This is a genomic window from Pantoea sp. GL120224-02 (assembly GCF_900215395.1).
Taxonomy (GTDB): domain Bacteria; phylum Pseudomonadota; class Gammaproteobacteria; order Enterobacterales; family Enterobacteriaceae; genus Pantoea; species Pantoea communis.
Genome location: NZ_OBEC01000001.1, coordinates 185309 through 203537, shown reverse-complemented (window position 1 = coordinate 203537; position 18229 = coordinate 185309). Strand labels below are relative to the sequence as shown.

Here is an 18229-nt window from a genome sequence, read left to right as displayed (position 1 = left end):
CCGCCCGGCTCCCCCGTGCGGGTTTTCTTTTTTTCATCGCCCGCCGATAAAGTTCCTCGCCCAGCTATGCTATAACCTCTGCATCGTATTTCGCCTCAAGGAACTGATTATGCAAAATAAACCACTGACGCTGCTAATCCTCAATGGGAAAGGCGCGGGCAATGAAGATTTGCGTGCGGCGGTGAATACGCTGCGCGATGAAGGTTTTAATCTGGCGGTACGCGTGACCTGGGAAAAGGGCGACGGTGACCGTTACGTGCAGGAAGCGGTGGCGTTGCAGGCTGAAACCGTGGTAGCGGGCGGCGGCGATGGCACCATCAATGAAATCGCCACAGCGCTGGCGGCAGTGCCTGCAGAGCAGCGTCCAGCACTGGGTATTCTGCCGCTTGGCACGGCCAATGATTTCGCCACCAGCGTGGGGATTCCAGAGGAGATGGAACCGGCGCTGCGTCTGGCGGTGTTGGGTAAAGCCAGCGCGATAGATTTGGCGCGGGTAAATGGCGATCGCTACTTTATCAATATGGCGACCGGCGGCTTTGGCACGCGTATTACCACGGAGACGCCGGAGAAATTGAAATCGGCTTTAGGCGGCGTGTCGTATTTTATTCATGGTTTGATGCGAGTAGATGCGCTGAAGCCGGATAGCTGTGAGATCAGCGGTCCGGGCTTTGAGTGGCAAGGTGATGCACTGGTGATCGGCATTGGTAATGGTCGTCAGGCAGGTGGCGGACAGAAGCTGTGTCCGGATGCGTTGATCAATGATGGGCAGCTGAATCTGAGCATCGTCACCGCGCAGGAGTTGTTGCCGACGTTGCTGCATTCGCTGACGCGTAATGATGAGAATCCGAATATTGTTTCGGCGCAGTTGCAGTCGCTGAGCATTCGTTCACCGCACGAGATGACGTTCAATCTGGATGGCGAACCGCTGACCGGCAGCGAATTTGAAATTGAAGTGATGCCAGGCGCGCTGAGCTGCCGCCTGCCGCCGCAGTGCCCGCTACTGGCGTGATGTTAGTCGGTTAGATTCGGAAGAAACGCAGTCTGGGTTGCTGGTGATAACGCAGTCTGGGTTGCTGGTGATAACGCAGTCTGGGGTCGCTTTGGGGCTGGCGGTCCTCGCGCCGCTGACGCGGTGCCTTCACTTCACTCGTCAGCCGGACGGACCGGCGCAGACGGAACATCCCTGTTCCGGCTGCGCCTTTCGCCAGCATCCATGCTGGCTCTCCTGGTTTCCTCATTCCGTTCAGCGCTGCGAAATGCCAGCCCCAAAGCGACCCCAGCCTGCTCATTAGCTTTAATGCGTGCTGTCAGAGGTGCTGCCTGTTAGACATTGCGCTCATTGGCTAACTTTGGCTGCTGCCAGAATCACTCTTTAGCACCGCTCACTACCGGCTCAGAAGCTGCCCTAGCCTGCTGAATAGCTTGATTGCATGCTGCAAGAAGGCCTTTACACTTTCATCCAACGACGCTCGACGGCGGACACCGCCACCGCTTCCAGTACTTTCTGTACCTGCAAGCCTTCGGCAAAATCTGGCCACATACGATCGCCGGCTGCGATACCGTTGATCAAGTCACGGATCTCCACGGTTTTCTGATCGTTAAAACCAATACCGTGACCCGCTGATACGCAGAAGTTAGCGTAATCCGGATGGGCCGGGCCAGTCAGAATGGTTTTGAAGCCCTGACGTCCAGCGGGCTCATCATGGATATACAGCTCCAGCTCGGCCATGCGCTCCTGGGTGTAGCGTAGCGTGCCTTTGGTGCCGGTGACCACGTAGGTGAGGCCCATTTTGCTGCCACAGGCGATGCGCGAGGTCTCAAACACGCCGTGTGCACCATTTTTAAAGCGCAGCAGCGCGCTGGCCTGATCTTCGTTCTCTACCGGCAGCAGACGTGAAGGGTCTTTGGGATCGGGCCGCTGTTTAATTACCGTCATCATATCGCCGCTGACTTCTTCGATGTCGCCCACCAGATAGTGCGCCATGTTGACGATATGCGCCGCCAGATCGCCTAACGCACCCAAGCCGGCCAGCGCTTTCTGGCAGTGCCAGTCGAGCGGGGTTTCCGGGCGTGCCAGATAATCTTCGTTGTGAGTGCCGTAGAAATGGATCACTTCGCCAATTTCACCGCGCGCAATGATTTCACGCGCCAGCTGGCTGGTCGGGTTTTTCATATAGTTGAAGCCCACCAGCGTTTTGACGCCTGCCTGCTGCGCGGCCTGCACCATCTCTTCTGCGTCTGCCACAGACAACGACAGCGGCTTCTCAGAGTAAACGTGTTTGCCGTTACGAATCGCTTCCAGCGCCATCTCTTTGTGCAGGAAGTTCGGGGCACAGATGTCGACCACATCGATGTTGGGATCGCGCACCAGCTCGTGCCAGTCGCCAATTGAACGGGCAAAGCCAAAGGTTGCCGCCTGTTTCGCGGCCAGCTCTGGATTCACCTCTGCCAGCATTTCACGCACGATTTCGCCTTTCAGCGCAAAAACAGTGGGAGCCTGCGCGTAAGCAATGGCGTGACAACGACCAATGTAACCACTGCCGATCATTCCGATTCTGACTTTGTTCATGCTGCACCTGGAGTTGTGGGTGGGAATTGATCTGGAATATATGTTTCGCTTTTGGCCGCCACAACGGCGAAATGAAATATCTGTGATCATACATGCGAGGGATCTGACAAAATCGACAAATCAGAATGTAATTTTGCATAACATTAGTGACTTGCATCACAAATCATCCTGTCATGGGGGGGCATTCAGCGTGCTATGGCCGAGAGAATCGCAAAATTGACGCTTTATTCAGCAGTCAGTTAAAAATGTAGAAAAGGCCTTTGACAACCCAGAGCCTGCTCGTTACTATGCGCCCCGTTCCAAACGATTCCTCTGTAGTTCAGTCGGTAGAACGGCGGACTGTTAATCCGTATGTCACTGGTTCGAGTCCAGTCAGAGGAGCCAAATTCTTGAAAAGAGCAGCCTATCAGGCTGCTTTTTTTATGCCTGCAATTTGGGAGGCGATGAATGGAATAGTTGGGCGATGTCCTATCTAAAGTCATTGTCGGCTCAATCTGAAAATCTCAGCCAAACCTGCACATCTCATCACAGCCTGAACATCTCAAACCCAATTCACCCCCAACATAGCTTGAAGACCTCATATCACTCTGAACATCGCAACCCACTCATCACCATAACCCTGTTTGAATATCTTCGGCCTGCCTGGAATCTCAACCCAAACTGAAAATCCCACATCTCAAATCTCTGCATATTTCAGCCCCACTCCAACTCCACTGCCCCATCTTCCAAACTGCCACAGTTCTTCGCTCCCTCTCCCTGCACTCTGTGACTCTCTTCACAACTCTTTAACGCCGACTTGTATGGTAGTATTAGCAAGCGTATTTTTCATTCATTGCATTCCCGTTGCTGCCAAATCCACCAATTAAGTGTGTATCTGGCAAGGAGTAGATGATGAAAAGTGTCGTAATTGAACAACCGGGTGAATTGGTAGTGGCAGAACGCGCATTGCCTGAACCAGCCGCAGGCGAAGTGCGCGTCAAAGTGCAGTTTGCCAGTATCTGCGGTTCAGATGTGCACATCTGGCACGGCCACAACCCATTCGCCAAATACCCGCGCGTGATTGGCCACGAATTCTTTGGCCTGATCGATGCGGTGGGTGAAGGCGTGGATGCCGCGCGTATCGGCGAGCGTGTGGCGGTGGATCCGGTCGTCAGCTGCGGACACTGCTACCCCTGCTCCATCGGTCGCCCAAACGTCTGTAAAGAACTGCAGGTAATCGGTGTGCACCGTGACGGTGGTTTCAGCGAATTTGCGGTGGCACCGGCGAAAAACGCTTTTACTCTGCCCGCTTCTATTCCGGACAAACTCGCCAGCCTGGTGGAACCGTTCACCATCGCGGCGAACATCACCGCCTTCCTCAAACCGCAGGCCAATGACGTGGCACTGATTTACGGCGCAGGCCCGATGGGCTTAACCGCCATACAGGTGCTGAAAGGCGTCTACGGCGTGGAAAAAGTGCTGGTGGTGGACCGTCTGCCGGAACGTCTGGCGCTGGCGCAGGAAAATGGCGCTGATCAGGTATTCAACAACAGTGAGATTCCGCTGGCCGCACAGCTGGAAGGCGTGCAGCCAACATTGATCATCGATGCCGCCTGCCATCCGACCATTCTGGCAGAAGCCGCTGCCCTCGCCTCGCCGGCGGCGCGTATTGGCCTACTCGGCTTCTCCGGTGAGCCTTGCAACATCACGCAGCAGGCGTTAACCAGCAAAGAGTTATCACTGTTTACCTCGCGCCTGAACAGCAATCGCTTCCCGCAGGTGATTGAGTGGATGGAGAAAGGTCAGATTCAGCCAGAGAAATTAGTCACCCACTATTTCCCGCTGGCTGAGATTGAAAAAGCGATGACGCTGTTCGAAAAAGATCCGCGCACCTGCTGCAAAGTGATTCTGCACATGGGTTAAGTTAATCTTCACACCAGGTGTCCTTAATCCGGTGCGTACCCGCCGGCCAATATAATAATCCTCTCAATGCTTCAGGCTGTATCAAAGCGGCAAGTGATTAAATCCCCGAAGGGGATGAGATTAAACAGGCCACACAGAAACAGATTGAAGCATGATGGGGAAACGGAGTTTCTATGTTAAAGAATCTACGCTGGACCCTCGTACTGCTGTTGTTCCTGGTTTATATGATCAACTACCTCGATCGTATTGCCCTTTCTCTGACTGTACCGCTGGTAGAAAAAGACCTGATGATCAACGCCGAACAGTTCGGCATGATTTTCGGTAGCTTCTTCTTTGGCTACGCGCTGTTTAACTTTATCGGTGGCCTGGCGACCGATAAATTCGGCCCGACTATCGTGCTCGGCACCGCCGTCGGTATGTGGTCGCTGTTCTGCGGCATGACCGCGCTGGCGACCGGTTTCTGGTCGATGATGATTCTGCGCGTGCTGTTTGGCATGGCGGAAGGCCCAATCTGCGCCTCGGCAAACAAGGCCATCAACGGCTGGTTCCCGAAAAAACAGGCTGCTACCGCAATGGGCTTACTCAGCGCCGGTTCGCCGCTGGGTGGCGCAGTGGCAGGCCCGATTGTGGGTTATCTGGCGTTGTCATTTGGCTGGCGTCCAGCGTTCGTGGTGATCTGCGTGATTGGCCTGGTGTGGATGGGTCTGTGGTTCTTCTTCGCCGCTGATAACCCGGCGCGCAGCAAAAAAGTCTCTGCAGAAGAGCGCGCGCTGGTCGAGAAACTGAAAGCAGAAGAACCGGCTGATGTCATCGACCCGACCGGTAAAGCACACGGTATGGGTTACTACCTGCGTCAGCCGATTATTCTGGTCACCGCTTTTGCCTTCTTCTGCTACAACTATATTCTGTTCTTCTTCCTGAGCTGGTTCCCGGCTTATCTGGTGCAGGCGCACGGCCTGGATATTAAATCCATGAGTATCACCACCATGATCCCGTGGATTGTCGGCTTTGTCGGCCTGGCGTTGGGCGGTTGGATCTCGGATAAGATTTTCAACATCACCGGCAAGTTGCTGCTGTCGCGCAAAATTGTTCTGGTGGTCTCGCTGCTGGCTGCCGCCATCTGTGTAGCACTGGCGGGAACGATTAAAGAGGTGAATTCCGCGGTGATCATGATGTCGATCTCCATCTTCTTCCTCTACATTACCGGTGCGATTTACTGGGCGATTATTCAGGATGTGGTGCACAAAAGCCGTGTCGGCAGCATCAGTGGCTTTATCCATCTGATTGGTAGCCTGTCCGGGATTGTTGGGCCAATTGTCACGGGCTATATCGTGCAGCACACCGGTAAATTCGACAGCGCCTTTATTCTGGCGGGCTGTGTCGCCGGGATTGGTGCGATGCTGGTGCTGTTTGTGATTCGCAGCCCAAAGACCGTAGATAAACCGGTGTCCGCATAACAGATTGACCATAATGGGGCGCTCAGCGCCCCGTTTGCTAAAAGGAAAACGCATGTTAGAACTTGATCGCCTCCCCGCCGACGTCCAACGTCCCGCTTACGACCGCAGCCAGTTAAAAACCCGCATGGTACATATCGGCTTTGGTGCTTTTCACCGTGCCCATCAGGCGCTCGCGACCGATAAACTGGCAACGAAAGGCAGCGACTGGGGCTACTGCGAAGTGAATCTCAACAGCGGCGCACTGATCCAGGCGCTGCGCCAACAGGATTTGCTCTATACCCTCACCGAGATGGCCGATAGCAGCCTGCACACCCGCGTGATTGGCGTGGTGACGCAAGCGCTGCATGGCAAAGGCGACGGCATTGATGCGGTGATTGAGGCGATGAGCCAGCCGGATGTGGCGATTGTCTCGATGACGGTGACCGAGAAAGGCTATTGCTACATGCCTTCCAGCGGCAAGCTCAATCCGGATCATCCTGATATCGTGCATGACCTGGAAAACCCCACGCAGCCGCGTTCGCTGCCGGGCCTGATTCTGGCGGCGATTATCCGTCGCCGCGAACGTGGATTAACGCCATTCAGCGTAATGTCCTGCGACAACATGCCAGAGAACGGTCACGTCACGCGCAATGTCGTCACCCAGCTGGCAGAACGCCATAGCCACGAACTGGCAGAGTACATTCAAACGCACATCACCTTCCCCTCCACCATGGTGGATCGCATCGTTCCCGCCATGACCGATGCGGCATTTGATGCGCTGGAAGCGCGCTTAGGCAGCAGCGATCCGGTGGCGGTAGAAGCAGAACCCTTCTTCCAATGGATCATCGAAGATAACTTCGTTAACGGTCGCCCGGCGTGGGAAAATGCCGGTGCTGAGCTGGTCAGTGATGTATTACCGTTTGAAGAGATGAAGCTGCGCATGCTCAACGGCAGCCACTCGTTCCTCGCCTATCTCGGCTTCCTCGCCGGATACGAACACATCAGCGATTGCATGGCCGATAACCACTTCCGCACGGCGGCGCGCGCGCTGATGTTACAGGATCAGGCCCCGACGCTGCGTACTCAGGGCGTGGATCTCACCGCCTATGCCGACTCGCTGATCGCTCGCTACGAAAACCGCGCCATCAAGCATCGCACTTATCAAATTGCCACCGATGGCACGCAGAAGTTGCCGCAGCGTTTGCTGGACAGCGTGCGCTGGCATCTGCGTAACGGCACCTCTTGCGACTATCTGCTGCTCGGTGTGGCGGGTTGGATTCGCTATGTCAGCGGTGTCGATGAACAGGGCCAGACGATAGAAATTCGCGACCCGCTAAAAGATCAGCTGGCGAGCATCGTGGCACATAGTGAAGATGGCGCAGATCGCGTGAAGGCGTTGATCGGCTTGAAAGCGGTGTTTGGCGATGACCTGCTGCATCAAACCGCCTTCGTGGCACGCGTTACGGAACTCTATCAGCAACTGGTTGTACAGGGTGCACGCGCCACGGTACAGGCCCTTGTGACACAGGCATAAGTGCCTTCACAAATGTGTAGCGCAGATGCAGCGTGCTGATTAGACTGAACCTTTCTCATCGGGCTGGCGTAGGCCAGCCGTAATACGGATATTGCTGCATGTCGATTGCCTATACCATTACCACCAGCGAACCCGTAAATCAGCAGATCTATCGTTATCTGCGCAAAGATATCGTGACCTGCGCCATTCATCCCGGCTCGTTGCTGTCGGAAAAAGAAGTGTCCGCGCGCTTTAATGTGTCGCGCCAGCCAGTCCGAGAAGCCTTTATCAAACTGGCGGAAGCGGGCCTGGTGCAGGTGCTGCCGCAGCGCGGCACTTTCGTGCGTAAAATTTCCGCCCAGCGTGTGGCCGACGGCCGTTTTATTCGTGAAGCGGTGGAGATCGCCGTGGTGCGACGTGCGGCACAGGAGATTACTCCCGAGGGCTTGATGGCGCTGGAGCACAATCTTCAGTTGCAGCGTCTGGCGGCAGAACGTCACGACAGCCAGGCATTCTTAGCGCTGGACGATGAGTTTCACCGCCTGATTGCCGAAGGGATTAACTGCCTGCTGGCATGGGAAACGGTGGAGAACATTAAAGCCACCATGGACCGCGTGCGCTTCCTGACCCTGAGTGAAGTGTCGCCACCGGAAAGCCTGATTCAGCAGCATGAAAACATCTACCAGGCGTTAAAAGCGCAAGATGTTGAAGCGGCAGAAGCGGCGATGCGACGTCATCTGCAGGAAATGATTTTGACCATTACGCCGATTGCTGAGCGTAATAGCGAATGGTTTGAAGCGCCTTAGATTGTCTGCGATTAGATGCCCTCAACCTGGTCCTCTCCCATATAAAGGGGGAGACCCAAGCAAAGTGCGATTGGCGAGCGAGTGAAGCGCGTGTTGCCGCTCAATAGAGAGCTTTGCAGATAAGATTTCGTCCCCATGCTCTCGATCAATCCCCAATCATTACTCCGCTGACCGATTCCCCTCCCGCTTGCGGGAAGGGATTTGGGCAATCAATTACGCAATTGTGACATCTTTCGCCAGATAAACATCCTGCACCGCATTAATCAGCTGTACGCCCTCTTTCAGCGACTTCTTAAACGCCTTACGGCCCAGTATCAGCCCCATACCGCCCGCACGTTTGTTGATCACCGCAGTACGCACCGATTCGGCAATGTCAGTGTCTCCGGCTGATGCGCCACCGGAGTTGATCAATCCAGCACGGCCCATATAGCAGTTCGCCAGCTGATAACGCACCAGATCGATCGGGTTCTCCGTGGTCAGCTTGCTGTAGACGCGCTCATCGGTATGGCCGAATTTCACCGCCTTGTAGCCGCCGTTGTTCTCGGCCATTTTCTGCTTCACGATGTCTGCGCCAATGGTGGCTGCCAGATGGTTGGCCTGGCCGGTCAAATCAGCGCTGGCATGGTAATCTACGCCGTCTTTCTTGAAGCCATCATTGCGCAAATAGGCCCACAGCACGGTCACCATGCCCAGTTCATGCGCACGCTCGAAAGCAGCCGAGATCTCTTCAATCTGACGACGTGACTGCTCAGAACCAAAATAGATGGTCGCGCCCACCGCAATCGCCCCCAGGTTGAATGCCTGCTCGACGCTAGCATACAGCGTTTGATCGTACTGGGTGGGATAGCTCAGGGTTTCGTTGTGGTTAAGTTTCACCATAAACGGAATGCGGTGTGCATAGCGGCGTGAAACTGAGGCCAGCACACCATAGGTAGAGGCGACACAGTTACAGCCGGCTTCAATCGCCAGCTCAACAATGTTCTTCGGATCGAAGTAAGCCGGGTTGGCGGCAAAAGAGGCACCCGCTGAGTGCTCAACGCCCTGATCGACCGGCAGAATCGACAGATAGCCGGTGCCCGCCAGGCGACCAGTGTTATACAGGGTTTGCATATTGCGTAATACGGCAGGAGAACGATTGTTGTCGATCATCACACGATCGACGAAATCCGCGCCCGGTAAATAAAGGCTGTCCGCTGGAATGGTCATGCAGCGATGTTGAAGAAGTGAATCCGCTTCTTTGCCCAATAACTGTACGATGTCCGTCATGTTGGCTCCTGAAATAAATGGCTGGAATGGAACCGGCAATGGCCGATTCGCCCCCAACAGCCTGGACCGAAAAGCGCCAGGCTGGCAAATTGCTGACTCCATTTTTCAGACGGATACGCAGTAAAAAAATTCTGCCACCTTGCGATGGGCGGCCTTCAGATTGAATCCTGCAACGCAGAGGCACGCCTTAATCGCCGTTTTGCTGCCTTACCACCACTGATGGAAATGGTGCACCGGCCCAATGCCCTTGCCGACTTCCAGCGAGTCGGCGTGCAGCAAGGCCTGCTGCAACCAGGCTTTGGCTTCGGTCACCGTATCCGCCCAGTTATCGTGACGTGGACGCAGCGCCGCTAAAGCGGCGGACAGCGAACAACCGGTGCCGTGGGTATGGCGCGTATTGACGCGTGGTGCGGTGAAGCGCTGACGTCCTGCGCGGGTGATTAGCCAATCCGGACTTTCGGCATCACTGAGATGACCGCCTTTCATCAATACCGCTTCACAACCAAGATCCAACAGCGCATCGCCCTGCATCAGCATGGTTTTCTCATCCTGCGCCATATCACGTCCCAGTAGCGCAGCGGCTTCGGGCAAATTGGGCGTGATCAAAGACACCTGCGGCATCAGCAGTTCACGCACGCTGGCCACCGCATCGGGCGACAGCAGCGGATCGCCACTCTTAGCAATCATCACCGTATCCAGCACCACAAACGGCAGGCTGGCGCGTTTCAGCCGCTCGGCCACCACTTCGACAATCGCACATTCCGACAGCATGCCGATTTTGGCGGCATCAATACGCACATCGTCCAGCACCGAATCCAGTTGCGCGCCCACGAAATCGGGTTCAATGCGATACACCGACTGCACGCCGCAGGTGTTCTGCGCCACCAGCGCGGTGATCACACTGGTGCCATAGGCGCCCAATGCGGAGAAGGCTTTGAGATCGGCCTGAATGCCTGCGCCACCGCTCGGGTCAGTACCTGCAATGGTTAACGCGTTGATGCGCTTCATACGGCAACCTCCAGCGTCCAGAGGTTATCGAGGAAAGCCGCGACAAAGCTGCCTGGCCCCTGAACAGCACGCGCCGCCTGCTCGCCCGCCAGCGACATCACGCGACATGCCGCCGCCACATGCTGCAAGCGGTCGCCCGGTAAGCTGCTGAAGGCCGCGACCACGGCGGAAAGCGCGCAGCCGGTGCCGACCACGCGCGTCATCAGCGGGCTGCCGCCTGGAATCGCCAGCGTGCGTTTGCCATCAGTGACGTAATCGACTTCGCCTGTGACCGCCACCAGCGTGTGGTAATCCTGTGCCAACTGTTGCGCCGCGCTGAGTGCGGCATCGGCCTGATGCACGCTGTCCACGCCGCGCCCGCCCGCAGCCTGGTTAGCCAGCGCGAGGATTTCCGAGCCGTTGCCACGAATCGCGGCGGGATGCAGGCTCAGCAGCTGCTGGCAGAATTCGGTGCGGAATGAGAGTGCACCCACGGCCACCGGATCGAGCGTCCAGGGCGTGCCGACTTTAGAGGCGGACTGCACCGCCGCCAGCATCGCATCGCGACGGTCGCGGGTTAAGGTGCCGACGTTGATCAGCAGCGCATCGGCAAAACTCACGAACTGCGCGGCTTCCTCGGCATCGATCACCATCGCGGGAGAGGCTTGCAAAGCCAGCAGCACATTGGCGGTAAAGATTTGCACCACGTCATTGGTCATGCAGTGCACCAGCGGTGCCTGCTGACGCAGCAGCTGCAGGGATTGCGCGAATTGCGCGGAGGTAAGAAGGTCAGGCTGTGTCATAAAACTCCCAACCGGCGATCAAGAAGGCGAATGCGGTCAGGCATCTGACTTCCCTACGCTGGCATTATCCAGATCAGGTCAGCGGGTGTATCTCAGCCCTGTTTAACAGGGGCACCCCGAGTCATGGCATGGTGAACATGCCGCACACAGGATAAGGCGAGCGTGAAGGATTGTAAATCGTGGTCGTTTGAAGGATGCTGAAAACGGCACTAAATCAAAATAGTTAAAATAATTCGACAGGCTAAATTTTAAAAAGAGCCGTTTCGATCAATTATCATCATTAATTAACTCTCTTCTGAATTTTCCAGATTTATTCTAATCACTGAAAAATCGACTAATCAACACGCGCCTCCATATTCATTGATGCACATCAACGCCCTGCCAGGCGTAGCAAGGCCTAATCCCCCTCCGGACTTGAACAGAGTCACTGCCTATCCAATTCCGGAATCGATAATGATCTCAAAATTATTCAGCTTTATTCCGCACGCCCATAAATGGCACGACATTCGTATTTCGCGCAAAGGCGCTATTTGCCCTTCCGGTCGCCACTATTTTTCCACCCATGTTGAAGCTCGATGTAAAAGTTGCGGCGAACGTTTGCATAAAGTTTATTACCGCGACGTGAGCGATGCGGAAGCACGGCGTTGGTTGGGATGAAAAACAGGCAAAAAAAAGCCCCGTAACATCCGTTACGGGGCTGCTGCGTGGCTATCGCAATAAAACTTATTCAGCCGGTTGGGTGCGGATCAGGTAATCGAACGCGCTGAGTGAGGCTTTCGCGCCTTCACCGCTGGCGATGATGATCTGCTTGTACGGCACCGTGGTGCAGTCACCCGCTGCGAACACGCCTTTCAGGCTGGTTTCGCATTTGGCATCGATAATGATTTCGCCCATCTTGTTACGTTCTACCGCGCCTTCCAGGAAGGTGGTGTTCGGCAACAGACCAATCTGCACGAAGATGCCGCTCAGCGCGATCTCGTGGCTGGTCTGGTTGTTACGGTCGATGTAGCTCAACCCGGTCACTTTGCTGCCGTCACCTTTCACTTCGGTGGTCTGCGCATTCAGAATCACATCGACGTTTTTCAGGCTGCGCAGTTTGTCCTGCAGCACTTTGTCGGCGCGCATTTCGCTGGCGAATTCCAGCAGCGTCACGTGCTCAACCAGACCCGCGAGGTCGATAGCCGCTTCAACGCCGGAGTTACCGCCGCCGATAACTGCCGTGCGCTTGCCTTTGAACAGCGGGCCATCGCAGTGTGGGCAGTAAGTCACGCCTTTGGTGCGATACTGCTCTTCGCCCGGCACGCCCATGTTGCGCCAGCGTGCGCCAGTGGCAATGATGATGCTGCGTGATTTCAGGACTGCGCCAGACGCGGTCTCAATCGCGTGCAAGCCGCCCTCTTTCGCTGCAGGAATCAGCTTGATGGCGCTCTGGGTGTCGATGACGTCAACATCGTAATCATCGACGTGGGCACGCAGTGAACCGGCCAACTTCGCGCCTTCGGTTTTCTGTACGGAGATGTAGTTTTCGATGTCCACGGTGTCGAGCACCTGACCACCAAAACGCTCGCCCATCAGGCCAGTGCGGATACCTTTACGTGCCGAGTAAATCGCTGCCGCTGCGCCCGCTGGGCCGCTGCCGACGATCAGCACTTCATAGGCGTCACGCTTGTTCAGCTCTTCTGCTGCACGTTTCTCAGCGTTGGTGTCCACTTTGCCAACGATTTCCGCCAGGCTCAGACGGCCCTGACCGAACTCTTTGCCGTTCAGGAATACCGCTGGAACGCCCATCACGTTACGTTCGGTGATTTCGTTCTGGAACATGCCACCGTCAATCGCGGTGTGGCTGATGCGTGGGTTCAGCACCGCCATCAGGTTCAGCGCCTGTACCACGTCAGGGCAGTTGTGGCATGACAGCGAGTAATAGGTTTCGAAATGCAGGTCGGTGTCCAGAGCAACCACTTGCTCCAGCAGGCTCTGCGACTCTTTCGAAGGGTGTCCACCGGTCTGCAGCAGGGCCAGCACCAGTGAAGTAAATTCGTGCCCCATTGGCGAACCGGCGAAGCGTGGGCCGCTCTGGCTGCCTGGGTTAGTGATCAGGAAAGAGGGTTTACGAACCGGACGATCATTCTCTTCACGGAAGCTGACTTTTTCTGACAAGCTCGCGATATCGGCTAGCAGAGAACGAATCTCCGCAGATTTAGCGCCATCATCCAGTGTGGCAATCAACTCAACCGGTTTCTTTAATTTCTCAAGGTAAGCCTTGAGCTGTGTTTTTAAATTGGTATCGAGCATAGTGAGTTCCTGTCAAGAAAATCGGGTGCCGTAGCACCCGATTGAGAAAGATCGAATGGCTGCGTGTTGCTTAGATTTTGCCAACCAGGTCCAGAGATGGAGCCAGTGTTGCTTCGCCTTCTTTCCATTTAGCTGGGCAAACTTCACCTGGGTGAGAAGCCACATACTGAGCCGCTTTAATTTTGCGGATCAGGTCAGATGCGTCACGGCCAATGCCTTCAGCGGTGATTTCGATAGCCTGGATGATGCCCTGTGGGTCAACAATGAAGGTACCGCGATCCGCCAGACCTTCGTCTTCGCGCATGATTTCGAAGTTACGGGTCAGTGCGCCAGTTGGGTCGCCGATCATCGCGTATTTGATTTTTGCGATGGTTTCGGAAGAACCGTGCCAGGCTTTGTGGGTAAAGTGCGTGTCGGTAGAAACAGAGTAGATGTCTACGCCCAGTTTCTGCAGTTCTTCGTGATGGTCTGCCACGTCACCCAGCTCAGTTGGGCAAACGAAGGTGAAGTCAGCCGGGTAGAAGAAGAATACACTCCATTTACCTTCAACGTCTTTCTCGGTTACGTCGATGAATTCGCCGTTTTTGAACGCTGCGTTTTTGAATGGTTTGATTTTGGTATTAATGATGGACATGGTGACCTCCGTTAAAAGATGTGATGCAAGTTACAGTTTTTCCGGGCCAACTTCTAATATGCAGTCGTTATCAATCAGATAATCAAAAGCTATCAAAGTGCTGATGCCAGATTCCATGCGGCTTGCCGCGGCATTCTACACAGAAAGCCTGATGATTTGACAGGCTTTATCTTTTTTCGTCGTCTAGTGTTACCTGGGGTTGCCATTTAAAGCGACCGCCACGCTGCCTAATCTTGTTTATGATGGAGCCCATGCTTGGACATTCGATTATTTGAGGAAGCCGACCGCCCTTTTCTGCGCACACTGTTTCTTGCAGCACGTCGTCACAACTGGACCTGGCTGGATGGCGATGATTGGGCACTGGAAGATCTGGATGGCGTGATTTTGGGGGAGACGGTGTTAGTCGCGTTGGTCGATGGGCATCGTGCCGGGTTCGCGGGCATCCTTCCTAATGACAACTTCCTGCACAGCCTGTATGTCGACCCCGACTTTCAGGGCCGTGGCGTCGGTAGCGCCCTGCTGGAGGCGGTGCAGAAGCGCTTTACCTCAACCGGCGTGCTTAAATGTCTGATGCTGAATGAGTTAGCGCAGGCGTTTTACCTAAAACATGGCTGGCAGCGTGAAGCCACCGGTGAGAGCGAGCAAGGAAAATATGTGCTGATGCATTTTCCGCTGACGGCGCGCGCCAGCGGAAAAGTGAAGCGTTAAACCGCGCGGAAGGCGATATCGGCCGGAATCACTTCGCCCTGCCAGTAAAGCTGTGCCGCCACGCGACCGGCTAACTGGCGATACAGTGCAGTGAATTCGCTGTCCGGACGGCGGATCACCGTTGGTTCACCATCATCCAGATCCTCACGCAGATTGATATGCAGCGGCAGTTGCGCCAGCAGCTGCGTGTGGTAATCCGCCGCCAGTTTCTGCGCGCCGCCGGTGCCAAAAATCGGCTCATGATGGCCGCATTCGCTGCAAATATGAATGCTCATGTTCTCCACCACCCCCAACACTGGCACGCTGACCTTCTCAAACATCACAATGCCTTTACGCGCATCAATCAGGGCGATGTCCTGTGGCGTGGTGACCACCAGCGCGCCCGTCACCGGGACGTTTTGCGCCAGCGTCAACTGGATATCCCCGGTGCCCGGTGGCATATCGAGAATCAGGTAATCCAGATCCGGCCACATCGTCTCGTTGAGCAGCTGCATCAGCGCTTTGCTGGCCATCGGGCCGCGCCACACCATGGCATTTTCATCGGTGACCAGGTAGCCAATCGAGTTGGTCGCCAGTCCGTGCGCCATGATCGGCGCCATGTGCGTGCCATCCGGCGAGGTTGGCCGCTGGCTCTCGGTGCCGAGCATATTGGGAATCGACGGGCCGTAAATATCGGCATCGAGAATACCGACCTTCGCACCTTCGGCAATCAGCGCCAGCGCCATGTTCACCGCGGTGCTGGATTTGCCCACGCCGCCTTTACCGGAACTCACCGCAATGATGTTCTTCACACCTGTTGCGCCAGGATGATTTTTCACGCGCTTCAGCGTGGCAATGTCGTGGCGCAAACGCCAGTCGATAGCGCTGGCGTGGGTGAGACGCAGCAGTTCGGCGCTGACTTGTGCCTTCAGCTCTTCGAAGGCCGAGGCCCAGGCAAACGGCATCACCAGTTCGATGTGCAGCTTGCCGTCCAGCAGTGCCACATGGCGCAGGGCTTTCAAGGTCGTCAGATTGTGATGCAGCGTCGGATGTTCAAAGTCACTCAGTACGCCGATAACTACCGCGCGCAATGCTTCGGGTGAATGATGTTCCCGGGATTGTGAAGTCATCCCAACTCCTTGTGTTTTCATCACGCCAGATATCGGCGATGTGCTTTCAATAATATCAGATGCCGTCCAGTTGTGTTTACGCCAGAGGGTGCTTCGGGTAACATCTAAGCCCGATTTTTATTCACGGAACGCTACGCAAACTATGACTCAAGTCGCTAAAAAAATTCTGGTAACGTGCGCACTGCCGTACGCAAACGGTTCAATCCATCTCGGTCACATGCTTGAGCACATTCAGGCTGACATTTGGGTCCGTTACCAGCGAATGCGTGGCAACCAGGTTTACTTCATCTGCGCAGACGATGCCCACGGCACGCCGATCATGCTGAAAGCCCAGCAACTCGGTATCCCACCTGAGCAGATGATCGCCGAGATGAAGCAGGAGCACGAAACTGACTTCGCTGGCTTCGACATCAGCTACGACAACTATCACTCCACGCACGGCGATGAAAACCGTGAGCTGTCAGAGTTAATCTACGGTCGTCTGAAAGAGAACGGTTTTATTAAGAACCGTACCATTTCACAGCTGTACGATCCGGAAAAAGGCATGTTCCTGCCGGACCGTTTTGTCAAAGGCACCTGCCCGAAATGTAAGTCACCGGATCAGTACGGCGATAACTGCGAAGTGTGCAGCGCGACCTACAGCCCAACCGAACTGATCGATCCGAAATCCGTGGTCTCTGGCGCGTCGCCGGTACTGCGTGATTCAGAGCACTTCTTCTTCGACCTGCCTTCATTCAGCGCGATGTTGCAGACCTGGACTCGTTCAGGTGCGTTGCAGGAGCAGGTGGCGAACAAAATGCAGGAATGGTTCGAATCAGGCTTGCAGCAGTGGGATATTTCCCGCGATGCGCCTTATTTCGGTTTCGAAATTCCAGGCGCGCCGGGCAAATACTTCTACGTGTGGCTGGATGCGCCAATCGGTTACATGGGTTCCTTCAAGAACCTGTGCGACAAGCGCGGTAACATCGATTTCGACGAGTTCTGGAAAAAAGATTCTTCTACCGAGCTGTATCACTTCATCGGTAAAGACATCGTTTACTTCCACAGCCTGTTCTGGCCTGCAATGCTGGAAGGCAGCAACTTCCGCAAGCCGACCAACCTGTTCGTGCACGGTTATGTGACGGTGAACGGCGCGAAGATGTCCAAATCACGCGGCACCTTCATTAAGGCCAGCACCTGGCTGCAGCATCTTGATGCGGACAGCCTGCGTTATTACTACGCAGCGAAACTCTCTTCACGCATCGACGACATCGACCTGAATCTGGAAGATTTCGTGCAGCGTGTGAATGCCGATATCGTCAACAAGGTGGTGAACCTCGCGTCCCGCAACGCTGGATTCATCACTAAGCGTTTTGGCGGCAAACTGGCGAGCGAACTGGCCGATCCGGCGCTGTATCAGACCTTTGTCGATGCCTCAGAGAAGATTGGCGAAGCCTGGGCGAGCCGCGAGTACAACCGCGCGATTCGTGAAATCATGGCGCTGGCGGATATCGCTAACCGCTATGTGGATGAGCAGGCACCGTGGGTGGTGGCGAAACAGGAAGGCCGAGATGCTGACCTGCAAGCGATCTGCTCAATGGGTATCAACCTGTTCCGCATTCTGATGACCTGGCTGAAGCCGGTGCTACCTTCACTGAGCGCGCGTACCGAAGCCTTCCTTAATACGGAACTGAGCTGGGATGCGATTGCACAGCCGCTGCTGGATCACGATGTGGCGCCTTTCAAAGCCTTGTATGGCCGTATCGAAATGGCCAAAGTTGAAGGCCTGATTGAAGCATCTAAAGAAGATGCAGCTGCGGCGAACAAGCCAGCAGTAACCGGCCCTCTGGCGGATGCGCCGATTGGCGAAGCCATCACTATCGACGATTTCGCTAAAGTTGATATGCGTGTAGCACTGATCGAGAAAGCCGAGCTGGTTGAAGGATCTGACAAGCTGCTGCGTCTGGAACTGGATCTTGGCGGCGAGAAGCGCCAGATCTTCTCGGGCATTCGCGCGGCCTATCCGGATCCGTCAGTGCTGGTCGGCAAGATGACCATCATTGTCGCTAACCTGGCACCGCGTAAGATGCGTTTCGGCATCTCAGAAGGCATGGTGCTGTCAGCCGGTTCCGGCGGTTCAGATCTGTTTGTGTTGTCCGTTGATAGCGGTGCACAGCCTGGAATGCAGGTGAAGTAATTGAACAAGCCGCCTTCAGGGCGGCTTT

The 18229-nt window shown here is 55.3% G+C and carries 15 protein-coding genes, 1 tRNA gene and 1 riboswitch; of the genes, 9 read left to right on the top strand and 7 right to left on the bottom strand.

Going from position 1 to position 18229, the window contains the following annotated elements:
* Window positions 1-109 precede the first annotated feature (109 nt).
* Window positions 110-1009: a lipid kinase YegS gene (gene yegS, locus CRO33_RS00940; RefSeq protein ID WP_034824860.1), complete on the top strand. Its 900-nt coding sequence runs from the start codon at window positions 110-112 to the stop codon at window positions 1007-1009.
* A gap of 438 nt (window positions 1010-1447) precedes the next feature.
* Here the strand turns inward: yegS and CRO33_RS00930 are convergent, their stop codons facing one another.
* The gene (locus CRO33_RS00930) at window positions 1448-2569 is read right to left on the bottom strand and encodes a Gfo/Idh/MocA family protein (protein ID WP_097116629.1); all 1122 of its coding nucleotides are present in this window, start codon (window positions 2567-2569) and stop codon (window positions 1448-1450) included.
* A gap of 308 nt (window positions 2570-2877) precedes the next feature.
* Between CRO33_RS00930 and CRO33_RS00925 the strand changes: the two genes are divergently transcribed.
* The 5 genes from CRO33_RS00925 (at window position 2878) to CRO33_RS00905 (ending at window position 8226) form a co-directional block, all read left to right on the top strand.
* Window positions 2878-2953, top strand: a tRNA-Asn gene (locus CRO33_RS00925).
* A 507-nt stretch (window positions 2954-3460) separates the two neighbouring features.
* Window positions 3461-4471 carry a Zn-dependent oxidoreductase gene (locus CRO33_RS00920; RefSeq protein ID WP_097116628.1) on the top strand — a complete coding sequence of 337 codons (1011 nt, stop codon included), beginning with the start codon at window positions 3461-3463 and terminating at the stop codon, window positions 4469-4471.
* 173 nt (window positions 4472-4644) lie between these two features.
* A complete protein-coding gene (locus CRO33_RS00915) occupies window positions 4645-5928 on the top strand; it encodes an MFS transporter (protein ID WP_097116627.1) in 1284 nt (427 codons plus the stop codon).
* 52 nt (window positions 5929-5980) lie between these two features.
* Window positions 5981-7441 (top strand): mannitol dehydrogenase family protein, encoded by a 1461-nt coding sequence (locus CRO33_RS00910; protein ID WP_097116626.1) that lies wholly within the window; start codon window positions 5981-5983, stop codon window positions 7439-7441.
* 98 nt (window positions 7442-7539) lie between these two features.
* Window positions 7540-8226, top strand: coding sequence for a GntR family transcriptional regulator (locus CRO33_RS00905; RefSeq protein ID WP_034824871.1), 687 nt, complete (start codon window positions 7540-7542; stop codon window positions 8224-8226).
* Between the two features lie 213 nt (window positions 8227-8439).
* Here the strand turns inward: CRO33_RS00905 and fbaB are convergent, their stop codons facing one another.
* The 3 genes from fbaB to thiM form a co-directional block, all read right to left on the bottom strand.
* The gene (fbaB, locus tag CRO33_RS00900) at window positions 8440-9492 is read right to left on the bottom strand and encodes a class I fructose-bisphosphate aldolase (protein WP_045832840.1); all 1053 of its coding nucleotides are present in this window, start codon (window positions 9490-9492) and stop codon (window positions 8440-8442) included.
* A gap of 207 nt (window positions 9493-9699) precedes the next feature.
* Window positions 9700-10500: a bifunctional hydroxymethylpyrimidine kinase/phosphomethylpyrimidine kinase gene (thiD, locus tag CRO33_RS00895; RefSeq protein WP_097116625.1), complete on the bottom strand. Its 801-nt coding sequence runs from the start codon at window positions 10498-10500 to the stop codon at window positions 9700-9702.
* The gene (thiM, locus tag CRO33_RS00890) at window positions 10497-11282 is read right to left on the bottom strand and encodes a hydroxyethylthiazole kinase (protein ID WP_097116624.1); all 786 of its coding nucleotides are present in this window, start codon (window positions 11280-11282) and stop codon (window positions 10497-10499) included. The genes thiD and thiM overlap by 4 nt, the downstream gene beginning before the upstream one ends.
* A gap of 33 nt (window positions 11283-11315) precedes the next feature.
* Window positions 11316-11411: riboswitch (TPP riboswitch) on the bottom strand.
* Window positions 11412-11735: 324 nt separating this feature from the next.
* Between thiM and CRO33_RS00885 the strand changes: the two genes are divergently transcribed.
* Window positions 11736-11939, top strand: a complete 204-nt coding sequence (locus tag CRO33_RS00885) for a hypothetical protein (protein ID WP_072226590.1) — start codon at window positions 11736-11738, stop codon at window positions 11937-11939.
* 66 nt (window positions 11940-12005) lie between these two features.
* Here the strand turns inward: CRO33_RS00885 and ahpF are convergent, their stop codons facing one another.
* Together ahpF and ahpC are read right to left on the bottom strand one after the other, a co-directional pair.
* On the bottom strand, window positions 12006-13574 hold the full coding sequence (ahpF, locus tag CRO33_RS00880; RefSeq protein ID WP_097116623.1) for an alkyl hydroperoxide reductase subunit F: 1569 nt from the start codon (window positions 13572-13574) through the stop codon (window positions 12006-12008).
* A 70-nt stretch (window positions 13575-13644) separates the two neighbouring features.
* Complete coding sequence (gene ahpC / locus CRO33_RS00875) at window positions 13645-14208, bottom strand: alkyl hydroperoxide reductase subunit C (protein WP_034824884.1); 564 nt, start codon at window positions 14206-14208, stop codon at window positions 13645-13647.
* Between the two features lie 255 nt (window positions 14209-14463).
* Here ahpC and CRO33_RS00870 point away from each other — a divergent pair, with 255 nt between their 5' ends.
* Window positions 14464-14916 carry a GNAT family N-acetyltransferase gene (locus CRO33_RS00870; protein ID WP_097116622.1) on the top strand — a complete coding sequence of 151 codons (453 nt, stop codon included), beginning with the start codon at window positions 14464-14466 and terminating at the stop codon, window positions 14914-14916.
* Here CRO33_RS00870 and apbC read toward each other — a convergent pair.
* Window positions 14913-16025 (bottom strand): iron-sulfur cluster carrier protein ApbC, encoded by a 1113-nt coding sequence (apbC, locus tag CRO33_RS00865; protein WP_097116621.1) that lies wholly within the window; start codon window positions 16023-16025, stop codon window positions 14913-14915. The genes CRO33_RS00870 and apbC overlap by 4 nt on opposite strands.
* A gap of 88 nt (window positions 16026-16113) precedes the next feature.
* Here apbC and metG point away from each other — a divergent pair, with 88 nt between their 5' ends.
* Window positions 16114-18201, top strand: a complete 2088-nt coding sequence (gene metG / locus CRO33_RS00860) for a methionine--tRNA ligase (protein WP_255253235.1) — start codon at window positions 16114-16116, stop codon at window positions 18199-18201.
* Window positions 18202-18229: the final 28 nt, after the last annotated feature.